The 17,261-nt window shown below is 47.0% G+C and carries 21 protein-coding genes, 1 tRNA gene and 1 riboswitch; of the genes, 16 read left to right on the top strand and 6 right to left on the bottom strand.

Translation table 11 applies throughout. The features are described 5' to 3' along the window. Positions 1-26 precede the first annotated feature (26 nt). The 3 genes from nrdG to KJS57_RS16340 form a co-directional block, all read right to left on the bottom strand. Positions 27-548 carry an anaerobic ribonucleoside-triphosphate reductase activating protein gene (gene nrdG, locus KJS57_RS16350; RefSeq protein ID WP_213655604.1) on the bottom strand — a complete coding sequence of 174 codons (522 nt, stop codon included), beginning with the start codon at positions 546-548 and terminating at the stop codon, positions 27-29. Next, positions 545-2,485, bottom strand: a complete 1,941-nt coding sequence (locus tag KJS57_RS16345; protein WP_373316829.1) for an anaerobic ribonucleoside triphosphate reductase — start codon at positions 2,483-2,485, stop codon at positions 545-547. Before KJS57_RS16345 ends, nrdG begins: the two co-directional genes overlap by 4 nt. A gap of 225 nt (positions 2,486-2,710) precedes the next feature. After that, positions 2,711-2,942: riboswitch (cobalamin riboswitch) on the bottom strand. Positions 2,943-3,119: 177 nt separating this feature from the next. Continuing rightward, positions 3,120-3,950 (bottom strand): MurR/RpiR family transcriptional regulator, encoded by an 831-nt coding sequence (locus KJS57_RS16340; protein WP_213655602.1) that lies wholly within the window; start codon positions 3,948-3,950, stop codon positions 3,120-3,122. Positions 3,951-4,219: 269 nt separating this feature from the next. On the opposite strand from KJS57_RS16340, the gene KJS57_RS16335 reads away from it, so the two are divergent. The 6 genes from KJS57_RS16335 to KJS57_RS16310 all read left to right on the top strand — a co-directional run bounded on the left by KJS57_RS16335 (position 4,220) and on the right by KJS57_RS16310 (position 9,224). After that, complete coding sequence (locus tag KJS57_RS16335; RefSeq protein WP_244861593.1) at positions 4,220-5,101, top strand: DUF8171 family membrane protein; 882 nt, start codon at positions 4,220-4,222, stop codon at positions 5,099-5,101. Further along, positions 5,101-6,945: an ABC transporter ATP-binding protein gene (locus tag KJS57_RS16330; protein ID WP_213655601.1), complete on the top strand. Its 1,845-nt coding sequence runs from the start codon at positions 5,101-5,103 to the stop codon at positions 6,943-6,945. The genes KJS57_RS16335 and KJS57_RS16330 overlap by 1 nt, the downstream gene beginning before the upstream one ends. Beyond that, on the top strand, positions 6,929-7,753 hold the full coding sequence (locus KJS57_RS16325) for an energy-coupling factor transporter transmembrane component T family protein (protein ID WP_213655600.1): 825 nt from the start codon (positions 6,929-6,931) through the stop codon (positions 7,751-7,753). The genes KJS57_RS16330 and KJS57_RS16325 overlap by 17 nt, the downstream gene beginning before the upstream one ends. Before the next feature lie 16 nt (positions 7,754-7,769). Continuing rightward, positions 7,770-8,567 (top strand): PHP domain-containing protein, encoded by a 798-nt coding sequence (locus KJS57_RS16320; protein WP_213655599.1) that lies wholly within the window; start codon positions 7,770-7,772, stop codon positions 8,565-8,567. A gap of 161 nt (positions 8,568-8,728) precedes the next feature. After that, positions 8,729-9,034 (top strand): MTH1187 family thiamine-binding protein, encoded by a 306-nt coding sequence (locus tag KJS57_RS16315; RefSeq protein WP_213655598.1) that lies wholly within the window; start codon positions 8,729-8,731, stop codon positions 9,032-9,034. Between the two features lie 117 nt (positions 9,035-9,151). Beyond that, a tRNA-Thr gene (locus KJS57_RS16310) sits at positions 9,152-9,224 on the top strand. Between the two features lie 92 nt (positions 9,225-9,316). Here KJS57_RS16310 and KJS57_RS16305 read toward each other — a convergent pair. Further along, positions 9,317-9,691, bottom strand: coding sequence for a site-specific integrase (locus tag KJS57_RS16305; protein WP_213655597.1), 375 nt, complete (start codon positions 9,689-9,691; stop codon positions 9,317-9,319). On the opposite strand from KJS57_RS16305, the gene KJS57_RS26525 reads away from it, so the two are divergent. Continuing rightward, positions 9,682-9,915, top strand: a complete 234-nt coding sequence (locus KJS57_RS26525) for a hypothetical protein (protein ID WP_244861592.1) — start codon at positions 9,682-9,684, stop codon at positions 9,913-9,915. The two genes, KJS57_RS16305 and KJS57_RS26525, sit on opposite strands and share 10 nt — an antisense overlap. A gap of 313 nt (positions 9,916-10,228) precedes the next feature. Here the strand turns inward: KJS57_RS26525 and KJS57_RS16295 are convergent, their stop codons facing one another. Together KJS57_RS16295 and KJS57_RS16290 are read right to left on the bottom strand one after the other, a co-directional pair. Further along, a complete protein-coding gene (locus KJS57_RS16295; RefSeq protein ID WP_213655596.1) occupies positions 10,229-10,651 on the bottom strand; it encodes a hypothetical protein in 423 nt (140 codons plus the stop codon). A gap of 714 nt (positions 10,652-11,365) precedes the next feature. Further along, positions 11,366-12,052 (bottom strand): hypothetical protein, encoded by a 687-nt coding sequence (locus KJS57_RS16290; RefSeq protein WP_213655595.1) that lies wholly within the window; start codon positions 12,050-12,052, stop codon positions 11,366-11,368. Positions 12,053-12,534: 482 nt separating this feature from the next. On the opposite strand from KJS57_RS16290, the gene KJS57_RS16285 reads away from it, so the two are divergent. From KJS57_RS16285 to KJS57_RS16255, 9 genes are all read left to right on the top strand, one after another. Then, complete coding sequence (locus tag KJS57_RS16285; protein WP_213655594.1) at positions 12,535-12,693, top strand: hypothetical protein; 159 nt, start codon at positions 12,535-12,537, stop codon at positions 12,691-12,693. 269 nt (positions 12,694-12,962) lie between these two features. Then, positions 12,963-13,259 carry a hypothetical protein gene (locus tag KJS57_RS16280; RefSeq protein WP_213655593.1) on the top strand — a complete coding sequence of 99 codons (297 nt, stop codon included), beginning with the start codon at positions 12,963-12,965 and terminating at the stop codon, positions 13,257-13,259. A gap of 59 nt (positions 13,260-13,318) precedes the next feature. Continuing rightward, positions 13,319-13,603, top strand: a complete 285-nt coding sequence (locus KJS57_RS16275) for a YjcQ family protein (protein WP_213655592.1) — start codon at positions 13,319-13,321, stop codon at positions 13,601-13,603. A gap of 663 nt (positions 13,604-14,266) precedes the next feature. Beyond that, positions 14,267-14,938, top strand: a complete 672-nt coding sequence (locus tag KJS57_RS16270; protein WP_213655591.1) for an RES family NAD+ phosphorylase — start codon at positions 14,267-14,269, stop codon at positions 14,936-14,938. Positions 14,939-14,974: 36 nt separating this feature from the next. Then, the gene (locus KJS57_RS26725; protein ID WP_306434240.1) at positions 14,975-15,160 is read left to right on the top strand and encodes a ParB N-terminal domain-containing protein; all 186 of its coding nucleotides are present in this window, start codon (positions 14,975-14,977) and stop codon (positions 15,158-15,160) included. After that, complete coding sequence (locus KJS57_RS26720) at positions 15,117-15,650, top strand: ParB N-terminal domain-containing protein (protein WP_306434239.1); 534 nt, start codon at positions 15,117-15,119, stop codon at positions 15,648-15,650. The genes KJS57_RS26725 and KJS57_RS26720 overlap by 44 nt, the downstream gene beginning before the upstream one ends. Next, positions 15,650-15,901 (top strand): hypothetical protein, encoded by a 252-nt coding sequence (locus KJS57_RS26715; protein WP_306434238.1) that lies wholly within the window; start codon positions 15,650-15,652, stop codon positions 15,899-15,901. Before KJS57_RS26720 ends, KJS57_RS26715 begins: the two co-directional genes overlap by 1 nt. A 154-nt stretch (positions 15,902-16,055) precedes the next feature. After that, on the top strand, positions 16,056-16,202 hold the full coding sequence (locus tag KJS57_RS16260; protein WP_213655590.1) for a hypothetical protein: 147 nt from the start codon (positions 16,056-16,058) through the stop codon (positions 16,200-16,202). Positions 16,203-16,550: 348 nt separating this feature from the next. Then, on the top strand, positions 16,551-17,138 hold the full coding sequence (locus KJS57_RS16255; protein ID WP_213655589.1) for a TetR/AcrR family transcriptional regulator: 588 nt from the start codon (positions 16,551-16,553) through the stop codon (positions 17,136-17,138). Positions 17,139-17,261: the final 123 nt, after the last annotated feature.

The raw sequence follows: 17,261 nt of genomic DNA, 5'->3' as shown, positions 1-17,261 counted from the left end.
ATCAATTATACTAGAAAGTAAGACAGCTAGAAAGAGAAAGTTGGCTCCCAGAGGGCAGGCTGACCTTGCGCCAAGCTGGCCTCAATATCGATAAGACGCTGGTTGGAGCTGCCCCTGTAGAGCAGGGAGGGATCCCGCAATTCTTCGACGAAACGCCCGTCTACCAGCACTTGGCAGCGTTCCAGTAATCGAAATTCCGGCGTATCCCGGTGCTCCGTCAATTCTTCGTACGTATACCCGCTGTAAATCCAGATCGGTATGGACCGCCCGGCTTCAAGGCGCAAGCGATCGACTAAGCCGCCGACCTCGGCGGCGGAGAAGAACGGATCCCCGCCTAGAATGGTGACCCCGCTGAGCAGGGGGTTGTTTATGATATCGGTGATGATCTCCAACTCGCGTTCAGGCGTCAATAGCTCGCCGTAATTGAAATTCCAGGTGGCTGCGCTGAAGCAGCCTTTACAGTAATGACGGCAGCCGCTGATGAAGATGGCCGCGCGAAGTCCTTCGCCTTCATTGATGGATTCCGGGTAGTAGCCGCATATGTTCATGCGTCGTGTTTCACCCGGTCGCGGACTTCGGCCTGTTTCGCGGCATTGAAGCGCGTCTGATAGTCGCCGGTCAGATACCCGGTCACTCGGCGCAACCGGCGGATGTAAACATCCTTTTCGTGACTGCTGCAGGAAGGGCAGGTGGCCCCGATGATGCCCTCAAACCCGCACGCGGAGCAGCGGTCGATCGGATGGTTGATGCTGAAGTAGCTGACCTGCTGCGACAAGGCATATTGAACGATTTGCAGGAATGCCGCCGGATTACTCCGGGCGTTTCCGTTCAATTCGATATAAGAGATGGCTCCTGCATTGCACAGTCCGTGGAACGCGGCCTCCAGCTGAATCTTTTTCGCGGCGCTAATTTTGTAGTACACGGGAATATGGAAAGAGTTCGTGTAATACTCCCGGTCGACGACACCCGGCACGGTGCCGTAGAAGGCCTGGTCACGCTTGGTGAATTTACCGGACAGCCCTTCCGCCGGCGTGGCGAACAACGTGATGTTCAGGTTGTGCAGATCGCCTTGTCTGTCGCAGTAGTCGCGCATGTAGGCGATCAGGTCATAAGCTTTTTGGTATACCTGTTCATCTTCGCCATGATGCTTGCCGTACATCGCCTTCATGCATTCCGCCAGCCCGATGAATCCGATGGACAGGGAGCCGTGTTTGATCAATTCGCCGACGTTATCCTCGGGGTCCAGCTTGTCGCCGCCTTCCCAAACGCCCTCGCGCATCATGAAATCGGAAGCCTTCGCTTTTTGCGCGGCCTGGATTTGGTAACGGTGAAGCAGGCCTTCCAGCGCGATGTCGAGGTAATGGTCGAGCTCATGGTAGAAACCGCGCTCATCCGCAACGTTTCTCCGTCCCAATGCAATCCCATGTTCAAGTCCGAGCTTGACGAGGTTCAACGTATTAAAGGAAAGGTTCCCTTTGCCGGACAGGTGATTGCGTCCGAAGCGGTCGCTCAGCACCCGCGTGCGGCAGCCCATCGTAGCGAATTCGGTATCCGGATCGGCCGGATCGTAGTGCATGAGATTCAACGGGGCGTCCAGGTTGGCGAAGTTCGGATACAGCCGCTTGGCTGAGCATTCCGCCGACTTCAGAAAGAGATGATAGTTCGGCTCTCCCGGATTTTGGTTGACGCCTTGTTTGCATTTGAAAATCTGAATCGGGAAAATCGGTGTTTCTCCGCTGCCGAGTCCACGCATCGTTGCCGTCAACAGAGAGCTGATGACGAGCTGGCCTTCCGGAGACGTGCAGGTGCCGTAGTTGATGCTGGTGAATGGGATTTGTCCCCCCGCGCGGCTGGACATCGTATTCAGATTATGAATCAGACTCTCCGCGCCTTGCAGCGTTTCGCTTTCGGTTTCTTTTAACGCATATTTAAAAGATTTCGGATATTGCTCTTGAAGGTCGCTCCGGCTCATATTGATTTCGCCGCCAAAGTCGGCCTCGCCGTCACCTTCCTCAAAATACTCCAGTCCTTTGCGGAAGTATTTGGCGAAGGATTTCGCTACGTAAGGAGCCAGGTCGTGGTCAATCATGTTGGCCGATACGCCGCCGTATTGGGAGTTTTGCTGGGATTGAAAAATAATCGCTACGAGCGCCATCGCGGTCATGATCGAGTTCGGCGGCCGGACGCTGCCATTGCCGGTGTTGAAGCCTTCGCGCAGCAGCTTGGCAAACGGAATGAAAATGCAGTTGGTCGTGCCGATCGCGTATTGATCGAGGTCATGCACATAGACTACATTGTCCTTGATCGCTTGAACGATCCGCGGCGGCATAACAAAATGATTTGCATACCATTTCGAGTACTCGCTGCCGAATTTGCTCATTTTGCCGGAGAAGCTTTCACCGTTTAAGTTGGCGTTTTCGCGCAGGATCTCCAAATTTGAACTCTCGACGATTTCTTCGCCAAGACGGATAACTTCCTCCATCATTTGCTCCCGGTTTACTTCCGTATCGATTACATTCAACAACGACATCTTAGTTCTCCTCCCTGATAACTGGGTAATACTCGCATATAAAAAGCATTCCCAACCCGGCAAGGTTGAAAATGCCCGAATGTCTCCAGAATGATAGCTATAGGAAGGCGTAACAAAAGAAGTTAAAACAAAGCTATGCATGAGCTGCATCGGACACCTCCCTGTTCCTCGCAGGTTAGCGCGGTGTCTTCCAAACGGGCAGGTCTCCTGACTTTCGGTGATGCGCCGACGCCTTCCCGGGGGAGAGATAAATTCCCTCAGTGGCATCATGTCGGGCGAATTGCCTTGGGAGGATCACGACGGATTCCCAGGCGTTCCGATTACAGTGGCGGGACCGCAGCGGATTTTCACCGCCTTCCCTTTTAAGACCCGGCGTCTTGGGCGCCGGACCACCCGTTCACACTATATTTTGTTGTAGTGATATTAATTTACCCCAATATGTTGTGTTTGTAAATGGGCCTAGCTCGAATTTGACGATTGAAAATAATGAAAATTCCTCTGAAAGCAACCGCGGTGCGGGCCAGCGGGGATGAAAAAAATATTAAAAAAATTTTGACTCCAAATTACGAAAAGCAGGTTTATATTTTGATCATCTAGGGAGCTCATGGGCGTATTTTTTTCGTAGTTGATTCAACTCATTCAATTTGCGGAGATGATCGTCCTGATTTCTCATTCCTACCGCGACAATTAAATTTTCTACTATAAACGTAGGGGCGATCATAGAGTGGAATTCCCACGTTTCACCCCGGCTGGCAAACAGCGTGATATCGCATTGATCGGAAAAGTTGGCAACGAGCCGATCCGTGATGAGCAAAGTCCGGTAGCCAGTCTCTTTGGCATGATCGACGATCACCTTCGCTTCCGGCAGCAATCGGACGAACCCAAACAGAACTACGAGATCTTCTTCGCCCAGATGTAGAAGATCTTCAAACATCTCGCTTCCGCCGCGGTCCAGCCGATGGATGGACAGGCCGAATCGGCCAAGCCTGTAATGAAGCAATTCCGTGAGTCCGGCAGAAGGGCCCGGACCATAGATGTAGATGCGCTTTGCCGAAGTCAGAGCCGTGACGGCGGCTTCGAAGGAATCCGCGGAATAATGGGTCAGCGTTTCTTCGAGATGCCTCATGGTGGTGGCGAGAAATTGCTGGGGGAGCGGGCTGGCGTCCGCTTTGTCCATAATATTTTTCATTTTTGCCGCGGGCGTCACGTCGAGCTGACTCCGCAGCTTGGTTTTGAAATCTTTAATATTTTTGAAACCGACCGTACGCCAAAACCGCGAGACCGAAGCAATGCTCAGCCCCAGCGCGTCGGCGATTTCCTGTTCGGTGGAGAACAGGACGGTTTGCGAGTTTTTTTGGATATAGTCCGCAATTTTAAACTGACCCGGCGACAGGGCCTCGGTGTTCCAGTCCAGTTTCACGAGAGACGGCCTCACTTTCATTGTCTGGTGCGTTGCTAGAAATAGATTAACATACCGGATTTAGGAAGGGCAAAAGCGACTCATGCCCAATCCGAATAGCAGCGAACGGACGGCTTATGACGTGTATTTTTTCATAAATATAATTTATGTAAGTTTATTTACATTATTTTAACGTACCCGGGCATCGAATTTAATAATTGGACTCTATATTAGGATTAGCCTGAAGAAAGGGCGTTTGAACAACCCAAATATAAAAGGAGGGAAAGCAAGTGATTCAATCCCAAAAAAGATATGTACTTACGCAATCGCAAAAAATGATGGTGTTTATGTTGTCTATGTCCTTGTATGGCTTGTCCAACATGATTACGGAGCTGATTCCATCCCTGCGTCTCGGCCCGGTGGAATTCTCGGTGGAGTACTTCGCGTTTATTCCGCTGACATTATGTATCCTGTTCCATCCGTTTTATGCCGCCGTCGGCGCAGCGCTGGGCGAAGTGATATTCGGCGAGATTATGCTTGGTCAATTCGGGGGTCTCGGCGAACTGGAGAAATTCATCGGATTTTCGCTCGCCATGTTCATTGCCGGAAGTCTCGTCAACGATCCGCGTAACCGCAGACAGGTCGGGATTGCCGCGATTACCGGAGTTGTCATCCACCAGTTTATCAGCAGTGCGGTGGATATTGCCAAGGTATGGGTGGGGGTAGAGGAATTCGAAGCCGTGCCGGGCTTGGCGCAAAGCGTAGTGGTTGTAGAAGGGGTTTCTTTTCTAAATGACGTCCTGTTCTCCGGTATTTTGTTCGCTTTGTTGCCGACCTTGTATCTGGTCCCACGTTTATATGGCAAAATTGAGCCGTTGCTCGGCATGAAACCGCGCGATAACCGGATGAAATATTCACTGGGTGAAATCATCGCTCCTCGGTTGATCGTTATCTCGATAGTTCTGGCTTTTGCAGCGTTCGGCGCAGAATTTCTGGCGGAGTCGGATATGGCGCTGATCGACTGGGATGCGGATTTCCTGGAGAGCATCGGCGGGTGGTTCATCTGGGTTAGTATCGGTGCGGCTGCCATCGTGGCATTGATTACGATTCTGCTGATGATCCGCAAAGGCAAAAGAACACCACAGCAAATAGATAGGAGCGGTCAGGCTTAATGCGTGATGAAAACAATATCGTTGTCATGGAAGGGGTCACATTTACATATCCGGGTGCCGAGCAATCGGTGTTGAACGGAGTTTCCCTGGAGATCAAGCGCGGCGATTTCGTCGCCGTGATCGGAGGGAACGGCAGCGGCAAATCCACGCTGTGCAAAACGCTGAATGGGCTGATACCGCACTATTATGTCGGCGATTACGAGGGCAACGTTCAAGTGAACGGACTCGATACGCTGAAGCATAATGTTGCGCAGCTGTCACGCCATGTCGGTTACGTGTATCAGGACTTCGAAAATCAACTGATTCGCCCGACGGTATTGGACGATGCGGGGTTCGCCCCGCTGAACTATGGCTTCGAGGATTACATGGAGCGCGGGCGCCGGGCTCTACGGCTGGTTGATCTTCAGTGCGATCCGAAGGAGTTCATCTGGCAGCTCAGCGGCGGACAGAAGCATCAGCTCGCCTTGGCCGGTGCCATCTCGCTGGATCCCGACATCCTGATTATCGATGAGCCGGTGGCTCAGCTAGACCCAAGCCATGCCGGGAAGATTTACGATCTGCTGAGGAATTTGAACGAATTTCACGGAAAAACGATTATCGTGATCGAGCATCATACCGAATTTATCGCCGAATATTGCAAGACGGTCGTGCTTATGGATGCAGGGCGGGTTCTCTGGTCCAAGCCGGTTAAGGAAGCGCTGCGCGAGCTGCGCCAACTGGAGGCGAGTCATATTTTTCCGCCTCAGGTCACGCAGGCCGCCGCAAAAGTGGGTGAGTCCGGTAATGTGCAAGGGACTGGAAGAACCGGAGAAGGGATTGGGGAGTATCCGGTTACCTTGGAGGAAGCTGTACAGTATTTTGGCCGTTTTCAGGGGGAGCATCGCGAGGAGCGTGAGGGGGAAGGGGAGGCTGTTGATCCCCTTGGTTCTCTGGAGATCGTCAATTCGACGATGGGGCTAGGCGACTCGATAAGCTCGGAAAACTCGATAAACGGTTCTGAACCGGTCATCGAGGTCAAGCATGCCCGTTTCTCCTACCGGACGGTTACGAGGGAACGGAAGATTGTGCTGGACGATGTCAGCGTAACCTTCAACCCGGGCGACCTGGTTGCCCTCGTAGGAAATAACGGAGCCGGTAAGTCTTCTTTCCTGAAGCTGATCACCGGGGTAACGAAGCCGGAAGCCGGTCATGTCCGGGTGAAAGGCGTAGATACGCTGCGAACACCACCGGAGCAACTGGCGGATATGGTGACTTACATTTACCAGAATCCCGAGGAGATGTTCATTGAGGACTCGATCCGAAAGGATGTGGAGTTCTTCCTGAAGGCCCGCAGCGTGCAAGGATACGAGCGGAAAGTGGATGATATTCTGGAGAGCTTCGGGCTGACGGAGCTTCAGCACCGCGACGGACGCCTGCTGAGCGGCGGACAGCAGCGGCGCGCCTCGCTGGCGATCGGAGTAGCGATGAATCCGTCGGTCATCTTGCTGGATGAGCCGACGGCCAATCTCGATATTGCAACCCGCAAGGATATTACGCGGCTGCTTCAGCAACTGAACCGCCACGTGGAAACGGTGATCGTAGCGACTCACGATATGCAGCTCGTTGCGGAGTGGGCCAACCGCGTCATCGTTATGCATCAGGGCCGGATGATCCGAAACGGTACCCGGGAGTCGGTGTTCGCCGATGCCGATTTGCTGGAGCTGGCCGGTTTGACCGCACCGCAAATTTTGGAGCTGAGCCGGTCTCTTGGAATGCCGCAGCTTTGCTACACGGTGGATGAATTCGCGCAGCGCTGGAAGGCTGCCGGAAGAAGGGAGGCGTTGGCTCATGGAGTATGTACGTAAGCTTATGGACCGGGTATCGGTCGAGGGCGTCAAAATTGAATTGCTTAATACGGCCTACGGCAACGGCGATACTTTTCTCGCCAAGCTGGACCCGCGGACCCCGTTCCTTTGGTATTTGTATTTCGGGATTGCCCCGTGGTTCATCCATGACGTGATTTTATTGTTCGGCTTGTTCTTCCTTATGGCCCTGACGACGATGATGTCGCGGGTTAGTCCGCTTATTATTGGAATACTGTGCCTCGGACTGCTGAGCCAGGCCGGGTATCTGCTGATCGTATCGTGGCTCTTTGGGGGAGGCGGGGAAACCATTCTGCCGCTGCTGAAGCTGACGCTGAAATTGTCCGTCATCTCGCTGGCCAGCATTACCGTGTTCTGTTCCATGGATCCGGAGAAGCTGAGCGACGGTCTGCTTAGTATCGGAGTGCCGAAGCAGGTTTCATTTGGCATAGCCTACGGCTATCGGATGCTCCCTAGTCTGCTGGAGGAATACCATCATATTTTCCTGTCGTTCCGGCTGCGCGGAAAGGCCCCGGAGCGGCACGGTATTTTATATCTGCGGAGTATCGTTTATTTTCTGAAAATCGCCGTACTCTCTTTTTACCCTTTAATACTGAGCATCGCGAAAAGAACGCGCACCACGGTGGAAGCGTTGGAAACTAAAGGTTTCTCCTATGCCTACCAATCGCCCGAGGTCAAACGGATCAAGTTATCGCACATGAAATTTACGCGCCGCGATGCGTTGTTCCTGGCCGTCTCGGTGATCTATGTGGCCGCTCTGTATGTTCTTGCCGCACAATTTAACCTCTAAATAAAGGAGAACATTTATGAAAATCGATCTGCACACCCATGTGAAGCTTTCCAAGAAGAGTGAATTCAGCCCCGCTTATTTCAGGGAGATGATGGCCGAGGCTAAAGGGAACGGGCTGGACGCCATTGCAATGACGGAGCATTTCAACACTTTGCGCTATGAGGATATTTACGAGATGCTGGATCGCAATTATCCCTATGAACACGGTTATTATTTAGCTGAGGGAATCAAGGTGTTCCCGGGCATCGAGGTCGACATTAAAGAGACGGGACACATCCTGATCATCGGTCAGCGGGACAACGTGCTTGAGCTTAGAAGCCGTCTGGAGCCGCATACGGAAAAAGGCCGGTTCGTCGATTTTCGCACCTTGCTCGACTGGAGTGAAGAGGGAGGGTTCTTGAGAATCGGAGCCCATCCGTTCCGGGAAGGGACACCGCTTCATCATTTGCCCGATGAATTGTTGAAGCGTCTGGATGCCTTTGACCTGAACGGTAAAGACGTTTACGCCCAAGGGCTCGAAGCTTACCACGCTAAAATCGGGGAGTTTGCGAAACGGCTAGGCCGCCCCGTGGTCGCCGGAAGCGACACGCACCAGTTCATGCAGTACGGTAGCGTCCTGAATGAGTTTGACCGGAATTTCGATACCGTGGAGGAACTCAAAGTATTGATTCAGGAGGGAGCTTACCGGATTGAAGTGTCGCCTGCTTTAGATATCAAGGTCAAGTCCGCCAACATCATCAAAGGACTGCTCAAAAAGAGTCTTTCGCTTCCGGTAGACGATGATCTGGAGGAGCTCGGAGACCAGTCGGCTTAAAGGCTGGGAAACAAAGTTCTCGCTAACGCGGTGTACATCCATGGCGCCCCCTGATTTTTATCTTATAACTCGTGGTTCCCCGGTTTGATATTCCGGAGCGAATCTTGTTACAATAAGGGAAGGCAAGATAATAATGCGTATAATCAGGGAGGCGCTTAATTATGGCGATTGCGGAAGTAACGGTTATTCCCATCGGTACAGGGTCCACTAGTCTTAGCTCCTATGTTGCCGAGCTGCAACGAGTACTCGAACAACAAAAGGGAATCAAGTACACGCTCACCTCGATGAGTACCATTATTGAAGGGCCGCTGGATGATATTTTCGCCGCAATCCGGGCGATTCATGAGGCGCCGTTTCACTCCGATGCCAAACGGGTATCTACATCGATCAAAATCGATGATCGCAGGGACAAAGAGGGTTCGTCCGAGCAGAAGCTCCGGTCAGTGCAGGATAAGCTGGGCTTGTAACGGTTGATTCGGATAGTAACAGGGCCGAGTTAGAATTCCCATTTTTCCAGAGATTGGACCTTGCAATATTCCCGAAACGGAGTATAATAATTTTTGTTTCACTTTAAAAGTGAATCTGCTGATGTAGCTCAGCTGGTAGAGCAACGCATTCGTAATGCGTAGGTCGGGGGTTCGAATCCCTTCATCAGCATCTTTAAGATTCAAGCACGGCGCGGTCTCCGAGATTTTCCGGGGCCGCGCTTTTTTGTTCAATTCGTGATGTTTCTACCATTTTTCTACCCTTTAGTTAAGTAAAGTGGGTTTTTCAGCAATAATTCGGCTGGAAGTGTCAAAGTGTTCTTTTAAAAACCGAACAGTACTCTCAAAAAGGGCTATTGATCGGGTATTAAAATCATTCTTGGTATCATCAAAATCATGACCGACTTCAGCTAGTGTGTATGCTTTGCGAACGGATACGGTTTCATTGGCAAGATGGACGTCCATCCTGCGAAGCGCAAGGATTTCGCTTTGCCGCATTCCGATTGATAAAGCGAGTTCGAATGCCATAAAGTACTGTTTGCGTTTAGCATAATCAAGGAATATTCTTAATTGATCCTCATTCCGTACTTCAAACTTCACCTTTTTAGTTTGGGGAAGAGTGCGATGGCATGGGAACAAGAAGAACTCTTTCCAACAGCTTCGAAGCAGGAGGTCCAGCGCACCTGCTAGGGAAATATAAAGAGATGATGATGCTGATGCAGGATTTCGATGAACATGAAGAGGAACTGAAGCAGACGGCAGTCGTAGGGGGAACGGCGCGCCAGATCGATCAGGAAGACCTTTATGCGGACAAGACTGCGAACGCGGCAATCCTGATCGAAAAGCAACGTTGGGTGTATTAACAATATAAGTTTTATACGCAGCAGTTGCGGCGGGCCTGGGGGCTTATCTTAGATGTTGAAGAGAGGCGGGCGATTGATTATAGATATATACAGGGCTATTCTCGCAAGGAGACGTTGTTGTTTTTTCGGCACAGCATGAGCGACAGTACGATTCGGTGGAAAATCGAAGAGGGAACGGTGGGCATAGCGAACATATTGAAGTTAATGGGATTTTTTGAGGACGATGAGATATAGAAACTTTAACAAATAAAAAAGCAAAAAGAATAGGGAACTATTCTTTTTGCTTTTTATCAATTTAAAAATAAATTAGTGCTTAGTCAACATCCTTATAAACAGTTCCTTTGTAGTAGACTCTAAGTCCACCACCTGGAAGCGCTACTGGTGCAGGATCATTAGTTCTACTAAGGGTTCCACCCCATCTTCCTTGAGATCCGTTATCCTCGGTATAAATAATTGATGAAGGAATAGTCTCGTTTGGAGCAAAGTCTCTTGAAACCGTGACATTCTTTTGCTGATTATATACTCCAATTTCCTCAGAGACAAGAGTCAATTCACTTTGCAAGATTACAGGGGTTACAGAATCCTTCAAGCTAACGGAAAGACGAACATTTGCATCTAAAGGTAATCTTTCACCTTTATTTGTAATTACGGCATCTTCAGCAAAAGCGGAACCAGTGATCGACAAAAGCATGACAGACGACACAAGTAAAACCTTCTTAAATACATGATGTTTCATTTAATGCACCTCTTCACTTTTTTTAATAATACTATTAAATAATACAATATATACCAATAAGGGAGAAGGTAAAAATTTCTAGTTGAATAATAGTTTCATCTTTTTCATATAAATGACGGATAAAATTGACCATAAGTTGAATTAAATTTGAACACCACTTGAATTAATTGCCGTGTAGAATGTAAGCATGGAAAAAGGCGGGAATGACATGCACGGCCGCATGAATGCGGCATTGAAACCGGGGCGTAACTCTTCTCGCCTATCTATTTAATTTTTCTTAATCTAGGAGTAGAAAGTTTCTCAATTATCAGGATCTATACGAATTGAGAGTGTATGTATCATTTCTAAAAATTCATATGTATTTGAAATATTATTTTTTTGTACACATATAGGGAATATCCTTAACTACCTATATGAGGTTATTTTATCCAAAGGGAAAGGGAGAGAGGGTAGTCACTTAATCAATCTTGATGACCTTCGTGACACCCTCCCGTGTTTAGGTTCTTTAAGGTTTAGTTTCTTTTGAAAAAGTTATATAAAAAATAATTGATGCTAATATGCAAATTGTTATAGATAAAAGGATAAAAACATCTTGCATCACTGGTGTCAAATCCACTAATTTGAGAGATAAATTTCCTAATATCGCTCCAGCTGGTAAAGAAACTAGAAGTAACAGAATAGTGATAATGCCTATTGTGTGTTTACGTCTTCTCATTAGATTTTCTTGTCAATACTATAAGATAGGAAACGGGTTGGCTTTTTATAGGTACCTTCTTTTGTGTCAGTAGCTATTACCTCTTGGTTTATAGTGCTGATAGCTTGTTTGATTTGTTTCCAAGTGCCCCGTTCCTCATAAAATTTCATTCTGAATTCTCTTGTGTTAAAGCTAGAGGACTCAGATGGCCCTGTGTATTTTGTTCCTTTAGTGTATTGTGCTGTTATAGTTATATTGGCACCGATAGCACCTTTATCAAAAGGTGATCCAGAAAGAGACCCTGTAAGAGAACCAGTATATGTCCGGGATAATGTTACCTCCTCACCTCTAGCCACCGAAAACTTGAACTCATCTTTGTTAAGTGCATCGGCCACAGTAACCTTTGTGCTATTTATATACTTATAGACGTATGTTGTAGGAAGGCCCAAGGGGGAGACACTATTTTGACTAGTTCTATCTTCAACGCTTGGGACCTCACTATATTCATAAATAGTAATTATTCCGGCATCAGGGTTACTATCTTTCAAATCTTGAATGATATCCTGTGGTATTGATAAACCTTTTGGATATATTACTATATTAGATTTATCAGTTTTCTGCCTTTCGAATGCACTTGCCGGTTGTGAAATTGGTGTGATCACCATTAACAAAGAAAGTGAAATTAATAAAATAGCCTTTTTAAACATTTTCATCCCTCTTTCATATAATTTTAGAAAATAAATGCTCTACCTTGCTACCTCCTTTCACACTCTGATTCACTTTCAAATCTGTAAAATATAGTAAAGTACTTATATTATACCAATTTAACAATATTATGCAATTAATGATATAAATAATGGAATTAAAGGAAATTAATTAGGAGGAAGGGACTATCAATTTTATATATTTAGGAGCGTGATTACCCGGGAGAATTAGAATCATCAAAAGCCTTTTTAAAGTGACACAAGGCAGAATAGAACCGCCGAGGAACCGAGGTGAACGGCGACATGGCCGGTAAGCGTAATCAATTGCAACGTCCGCGATCGGAACCGAAGCAGCCAGCAAAGTGCAAAAGATGCATGTGGGGTTCGTGGACAGGAGCGAAACAGTTCTACAGTAACCAGCCGATGCATCAAGCAGGGAAGTCCTTCCTAATGTCGAAATTTGATTTAGGAAGGAGGCGCTTAAAATGGATTGGCGCGAAAAATTAAAAACTACGGTTGATGAATACATTGAAGAAAGAGACAGGATCACAAAGGCGTTACAGGAGGTTTTATTAGAGTTAAAGGCAGAACCATACGGTATACATTCAAATAGCGAACTAATTGGCTTAAGTCCTCTTGAATGAAAAGTTACAATTAGTTTTATTAATGTGGGCAGAGTTATAATTACAATTCACCCAGACGACATCAAGGTGCTCACGCTCATTGATGATTCTAGTTTTCCTATCAGTGTTGAGGTATTTCCAGAAGATATTCATCAAATACTTAGGGAAGTTATTCTGAGAAAAATAGCAGATCAATTGTCAATCTAATGAATTTTAACCATCCTCGGATGCTTTTTACTCTTAGTAAATCTTTTATGTTGAAAAGTTGATGGCAAAGGAGGAAGTGCAAAATGTCAATGGTATCTTTGAAATCATTAAACATCCATGGGAAGGACATTTCGTTTGAAAATGCGTCCCTATCCTGGTATGTTTCGAACGGCTTCAAGTCATTTGATTTAGATGTAGCAGTTTCAGAATCATCTTTTAATGACATTCATGGTTCTAATGTTCAATTTGAAGCATGGGGGATTGATGATTCTTTGTACACTGGAGAAATTCTTTTGACCCATGAGAACTTTGGCCAAACGATTGGGAGAGCTTCGTTTGTAGGTTCTGGACCTTTGAGAAAAGACAATAACATCATTTGATGAAAGGCATATTGCTCTTTTCTATCCTAAACTTTGATTTAGAAAGGTACTGAGTGTCTATGAATAAAGATAAACTTCGTTTTGCAATCTTAAAGGAAATCAATGAAGGAAACACACCTCTAACCGAAGAAGACTTTGGAGTCAGTGAAGATGAGTTTGATAACGCAGTGAATTATCTCTCGCGAGAAGATTACATCGCTGGAGTATTCTGGGCTGATAACAGACCTCTCCTCCTTAAAATAGGGCCAGTAATAACTGATAAAGGTGAGCAATACCTAAAAGATAATAGTATGTGGGGGAAAGCATACAAGGGGTTAATTGAAATTCGCGACTGGCTAAAATAGCACCTTCGGGTGCTTTTCTTTTGCCTAGGACAGGCACATATGTTCTGGGGGCGAATATAAGCAAGAGTTAAGAGAATCGCAGGACGGGACCACAGCGTTGCTGTACGGCCCTGTTTGTTGCGCCTGCGTACGGGAAACCAACTCAACTTAAAGGAGGCAGTTAGGTACAGCAACTAATGCTTAATTTACCCGACTACGGTCCATGGTTATTGACACACAAGGGCGACCGATCTTGCCGCCTTCTTGTTGATCGACACTATTCGCGTCAGACTGTAGGGAGTCCTCAATTCTGCCGCCCAGGACGTAATCTTGTGCTGCGAACAGCAACCGGCAACGCCGTTTGGGTTACCTGGTCAGGCATCCGAGACGACGGCCTCCTTGCATGGGAGTGTACTATCTTCCGCAATGAATCTACTTATCTCAGTAGCGACATGATCCGCATCGCAGTGGCCGCTACTATTGATGAATGGGGCCAGCCGCCACCTGACGGCATAATCACATATGTTGATCAATTGAAAGTCCGGAGTTCGAATCCAGGCTATTGTTTTTTGTCGGCGGGGTTTCATAAGCTAGGATTCAGTAAGCGTCGCAAGCTACTACTTCTGCAATTTCTCGCTTGAGTTTTGTTCTTTTTTGAATTATACAAAGACAAGGAGGGGAAGAATGATCGACTTTTACGTGGCCACGCCTGAAGACACAGATGAAGTTTTAAAAGAGTTTTGGGATTCATTTAAAACTTCAAGATATTTTATTAATAGTAATACTACTTTACTAAGTCAACATATAGAAACAATTATGAAAACACCATATATTATTGAACCAGATAAGGTTCTCTTCAGAGCTAGAATTTTGGATGAGGGTGTTGATCAGTATTCAGATTCAGATTTAACAGCACCTCCAGAAAAATACGTAGGCATAGGCAGACTAAATCCTCGAAGAATTCGTTATTTGTATGCTGCAGAAGGTGATAAAACCGCTGCTGCTGAAATGAGACCTTGGATTAATGCGACAATTGTTATAGCTACTGTAACGCCTAAGAAGCAAATGAATGTTATTGACTTTGTTCCCACGGAAGAGGAAAAAAATCGACCTAATAGTTTCAAACGACAAATTAGCGAGAAGTTATCCGCCCCTGTCCGTCCGAATATCGCAGATATTGAGTATCTTCCCACTCAAGCAATAGCAGAATACATAAAATTGAAAGGGTTTGATGGGATTAGATATCAAAGCGCAGTTGATCCAGATGGAGTTAATTATTGTTTTTTCAACCCAGATTGTTTCGACGTTACAGTTACACATAAGTTGGAATTAAAAAAGATAGATTATAAGTTTTAAGCACCTGCTAGGTGCTTTTTCTTTTGGGGGTGCATCATGAACATCAAAATCATACCTATCGATCAAATAAACGCAGCAGCTTATAACCCGCGAGTTTACCTTCAGTCTGGTGATAAGGAATATGAGAAGCTTAAGCACTCTATTCTTTCGTTCGGGTATGTAGAGCCGATTGTCTGGAATGAGCGGACCGGCAACATGGTCGGCGGGCAAGCAGCGGTATAAAATCATGGTTAATGAACAGGGGCATACGGAGCTGGCCGTCAGCGTCGTTGACCTGGACGACCAGCAGGAACGGCTGCTTAACCTCACTTTGAACAAAGTTTCCGGTCGTTGGGATGAGGAGGCGCTGGCCGTGCTGCTCGAACAACAGCAGGAGACCGGGGCAGATATCGGCCTATCTGAATTTGACCAGGAGGAGATCGGTGAACTGATCGCGTCATTACCGAGTATCACAGAAATGGATCCGCCGGTAATCGAAGATGATTTTGACATTGAGAAGGCATTGGGCGATATTAAAGAACCTGAGACGCAGCGCGGAGATGTTTGGCAGCTCGGCCCGCATCTGCTGATGTGTGGGGATGCAACGGATCCGGAGGATGTAGCCATGTTGATGGGCGATGCGAAGGCGACTCTGGTTGTCACGGATCCTCCTTACAATGTGGCCGTGGAATGTGATTCTGCACGATTAGCAGAAGCCGGCACCAACTCATAATGAACGATGATATGCCCGCGGAGGAATTTGCGGGCTTTCTTCATGCCGTGTTTAAACGCTACGCCGGAATTATGGATCCAACGGCGGCGATCTATGTATTTCACCCTTCTTCCAAGCAGAGGGAGTTTGAAGATGCAATGGAGGCTGCCGGCATTGTGGTCCGGTCACAATGCGTCTGGGTGAAGAACGCCGCTTCCTTCGGCTGGTCACAGTACCGATGGCAGCATGAGCCGGTCTTTTATGCACAATAGAATAAAATGGTTTCTGAATGTAAAATTAAAGGTAACATTTTGAAAAATGGAGTGGTCGCTGTGAAATATATTTTTCTTACTGTCCTTCATAGAATGAAACTAAATAGGCGGTTAAATAAGGGGATACAAATTTATCCTGGGGTAAGAATCTCAAATGGAAAGGAAGCTATTGCGGAGTGAGAAGCAGCGGCGGGTGTTGTACGAATTGAAGGTGATCAAGGAAGTTATGACGGTACATGATGAGAAGACCGGGATAACCAAGACGATCCCAGTTACAAGAAACGACCTAGTGGAGTCTTAGATCGAGGAGACGTCCTTACCGGGCAATTGAAGATATCATATCCTTAGAGGAAGCCTTGACACGTGTTCAGGACAAAAAGCTGAAAGCAATCGACCACAGTTTTCCCAAAATTAATGTTTGTAATTAAATTAGGATATTCGGTTGCCGGAGCTTGAGCGTGCCGGTTTTTCAACGTAGAAGCTCTACCAGAGATTTGAACGTTAAATCCACCTTTAGTATAGTCGTCGTTCTGGTAAAAAAAGTATAATATTCGATTCTACCAGTAACTATCCTTCACGGTCTCCGGAATTTCCGGGGGCCGCGTTTTTTGTATATACTTACAAGTGTGGTGCAAAGGGGGGTTAGTCCATGAGCGATCAAAAAACAGATAAACGCATTTCCCGAAGCACGGCCGCTCTAAGGCAAGCCTTGTTGGATCTGATGGCGAACAAAGCCTTTCATGCTATATCCGTCAAGGAAATCGTCGAGAAGGCGGGCTATAACCGGGGGACGTTCTACGCCCACTATGAAAGCAAAGAAATGCTGCTGGACGACGTTTTTTCAAAATTGATCGATGAATTGAAGCAGTCTTTCCGGGCTCCGTACGAGGAAGTGGAAATATTCAGGATCGACGAATTGCCTGCGAATTCGGTGAAAATCTTCGATCACTTCTATCGAAACTCTTCCGTATATACGATTTTATTCAAAAGTGAGGTTTTACCTCTATTCAAGGAAAAGATATCCGCCTCGCTCATGCAGATTGCCGCGGAGGATTTGGACTATACTCATGATTCGATTAATCGGGAGTTCCTTTTGATTTATTCGATGAATGCCCTGTTAGGCCTTGTCTTTCACTGGATCGAGAGCGGGTTCCAATATTCGCCGGATTATATGCAGGATCAGCTGGTTCGAATGATTAACTGGAAGCCGACTTCAACCAAAATCAATAGAAGATAACGAACAATCGGTCGCGCTTTGTACGTTAATGAACATTTGAAGAATGTTTAATGATTGTAGTGAAATCAGGCTTTATCTATACTGAAGATGCATAGCGCAATAACATTATTCACAATCTAACCT

Source organism: Paenibacillus vini, from assembly GCF_018403325.1.
In the GTDB taxonomy this organism is placed as follows: Bacteria; Bacillota; Bacilli; order Paenibacillales; family Paenibacillaceae; genus Fontibacillus; species Fontibacillus vini.
Note: the sequence above shows the minus strand (reverse complement) of the source record. Positions and strands in the feature narration are given on the sequence as shown.

What these genes read in the sequence shown, in the direction of transcription:
- nrdG (WP_213655604.1), bottom strand. Translation starts at nt 548, where the DNA reads ATGAACATATGCGGCTACTACCCGGAATCCATCAATGAAGGCGAAGGA.
- KJS57_RS16345 (WP_373316829.1), bottom strand. Translation starts at nt 2,485, where the DNA reads ATGATGGAGGAAGTTATCCGTCTTGGCGAAGAAATCGTCGAGAGTTCA.
- KJS57_RS16330 (WP_213655601.1), top strand. Translation starts at nt 5,101, where the DNA reads ATGCGTGATGAAAACAATATCGTTGTCATGGAAGGGGTCACATTTACA.
- KJS57_RS16325 (WP_213655600.1), top strand. Translation starts at nt 6,929, where the DNA reads ATGGAGTATGTACGTAAGCTTATGGACCGGGTATCGGTCGAGGGCGTC.
- KJS57_RS16320 (WP_213655599.1), top strand. Translation starts at nt 7,770, where the DNA reads ATGAAAATCGATCTGCACACCCATGTGAAGCTTTCCAAGAAGAGTGAA.
- KJS57_RS16315 (WP_213655598.1), top strand. Translation starts at nt 8,729, where the DNA reads ATGGCGATTGCGGAAGTAACGGTTATTCCCATCGGTACAGGGTCCACT.
- KJS57_RS26525 (WP_244861592.1), top strand. Translation starts at nt 9,682, where the DNA reads ATGGGAACAAGAAGAACTCTTTCCAACAGCTTCGAAGCAGGAGGTCCA.
- KJS57_RS16295 (WP_213655596.1), bottom strand. Translation starts at nt 10,651, where the DNA reads ATGAAACATCATGTATTTAAGAAGGTTTTACTTGTGTCGTCTGTCATG.
- KJS57_RS16290 (WP_213655595.1), bottom strand. Translation starts at nt 12,052, where the DNA reads ATGTTTAAAAAGGCTATTTTATTAATTTCACTTTCTTTGTTAATGGTG.
- KJS57_RS16285 (WP_213655594.1), top strand. Translation starts at nt 12,535, where the DNA reads ATGGATTGGCGCGAAAAATTAAAAACTACGGTTGATGAATACATTGAA.
- KJS57_RS16280 (WP_213655593.1), top strand. Translation starts at nt 12,963, where the DNA reads ATGTCAATGGTATCTTTGAAATCATTAAACATCCATGGGAAGGACATT.
- KJS57_RS16275 (WP_213655592.1), top strand. Translation starts at nt 13,319, where the DNA reads ATGAATAAAGATAAACTTCGTTTTGCAATCTTAAAGGAAATCAATGAA.
- KJS57_RS16270 (WP_213655591.1), top strand. Translation starts at nt 14,267, where the DNA reads ATGATCGACTTTTACGTGGCCACGCCTGAAGACACAGATGAAGTTTTA.
- KJS57_RS26725 (WP_306434240.1), top strand. Translation starts at nt 14,975, where the DNA reads ATGAACATCAAAATCATACCTATCGATCAAATAAACGCAGCAGCTTAT.
- KJS57_RS26720 (WP_306434239.1), top strand. Translation starts at nt 15,117, where the DNA reads ATGAGCGGACCGGCAACATGGTCGGCGGGCAAGCAGCGGTATAAAATC.
- KJS57_RS26715 (WP_306434238.1), top strand. Translation starts at nt 15,650, where the DNA reads ATGAACGATGATATGCCCGCGGAGGAATTTGCGGGCTTTCTTCATGCC.
- KJS57_RS16260 (WP_213655590.1), top strand. Translation starts at nt 16,056, where the DNA reads ATGGAAAGGAAGCTATTGCGGAGTGAGAAGCAGCGGCGGGTGTTGTAC.
- KJS57_RS16255 (WP_213655589.1), top strand. Translation starts at nt 16,551, where the DNA reads ATGAGCGATCAAAAAACAGATAAACGCATTTCCCGAAGCACGGCCGCT.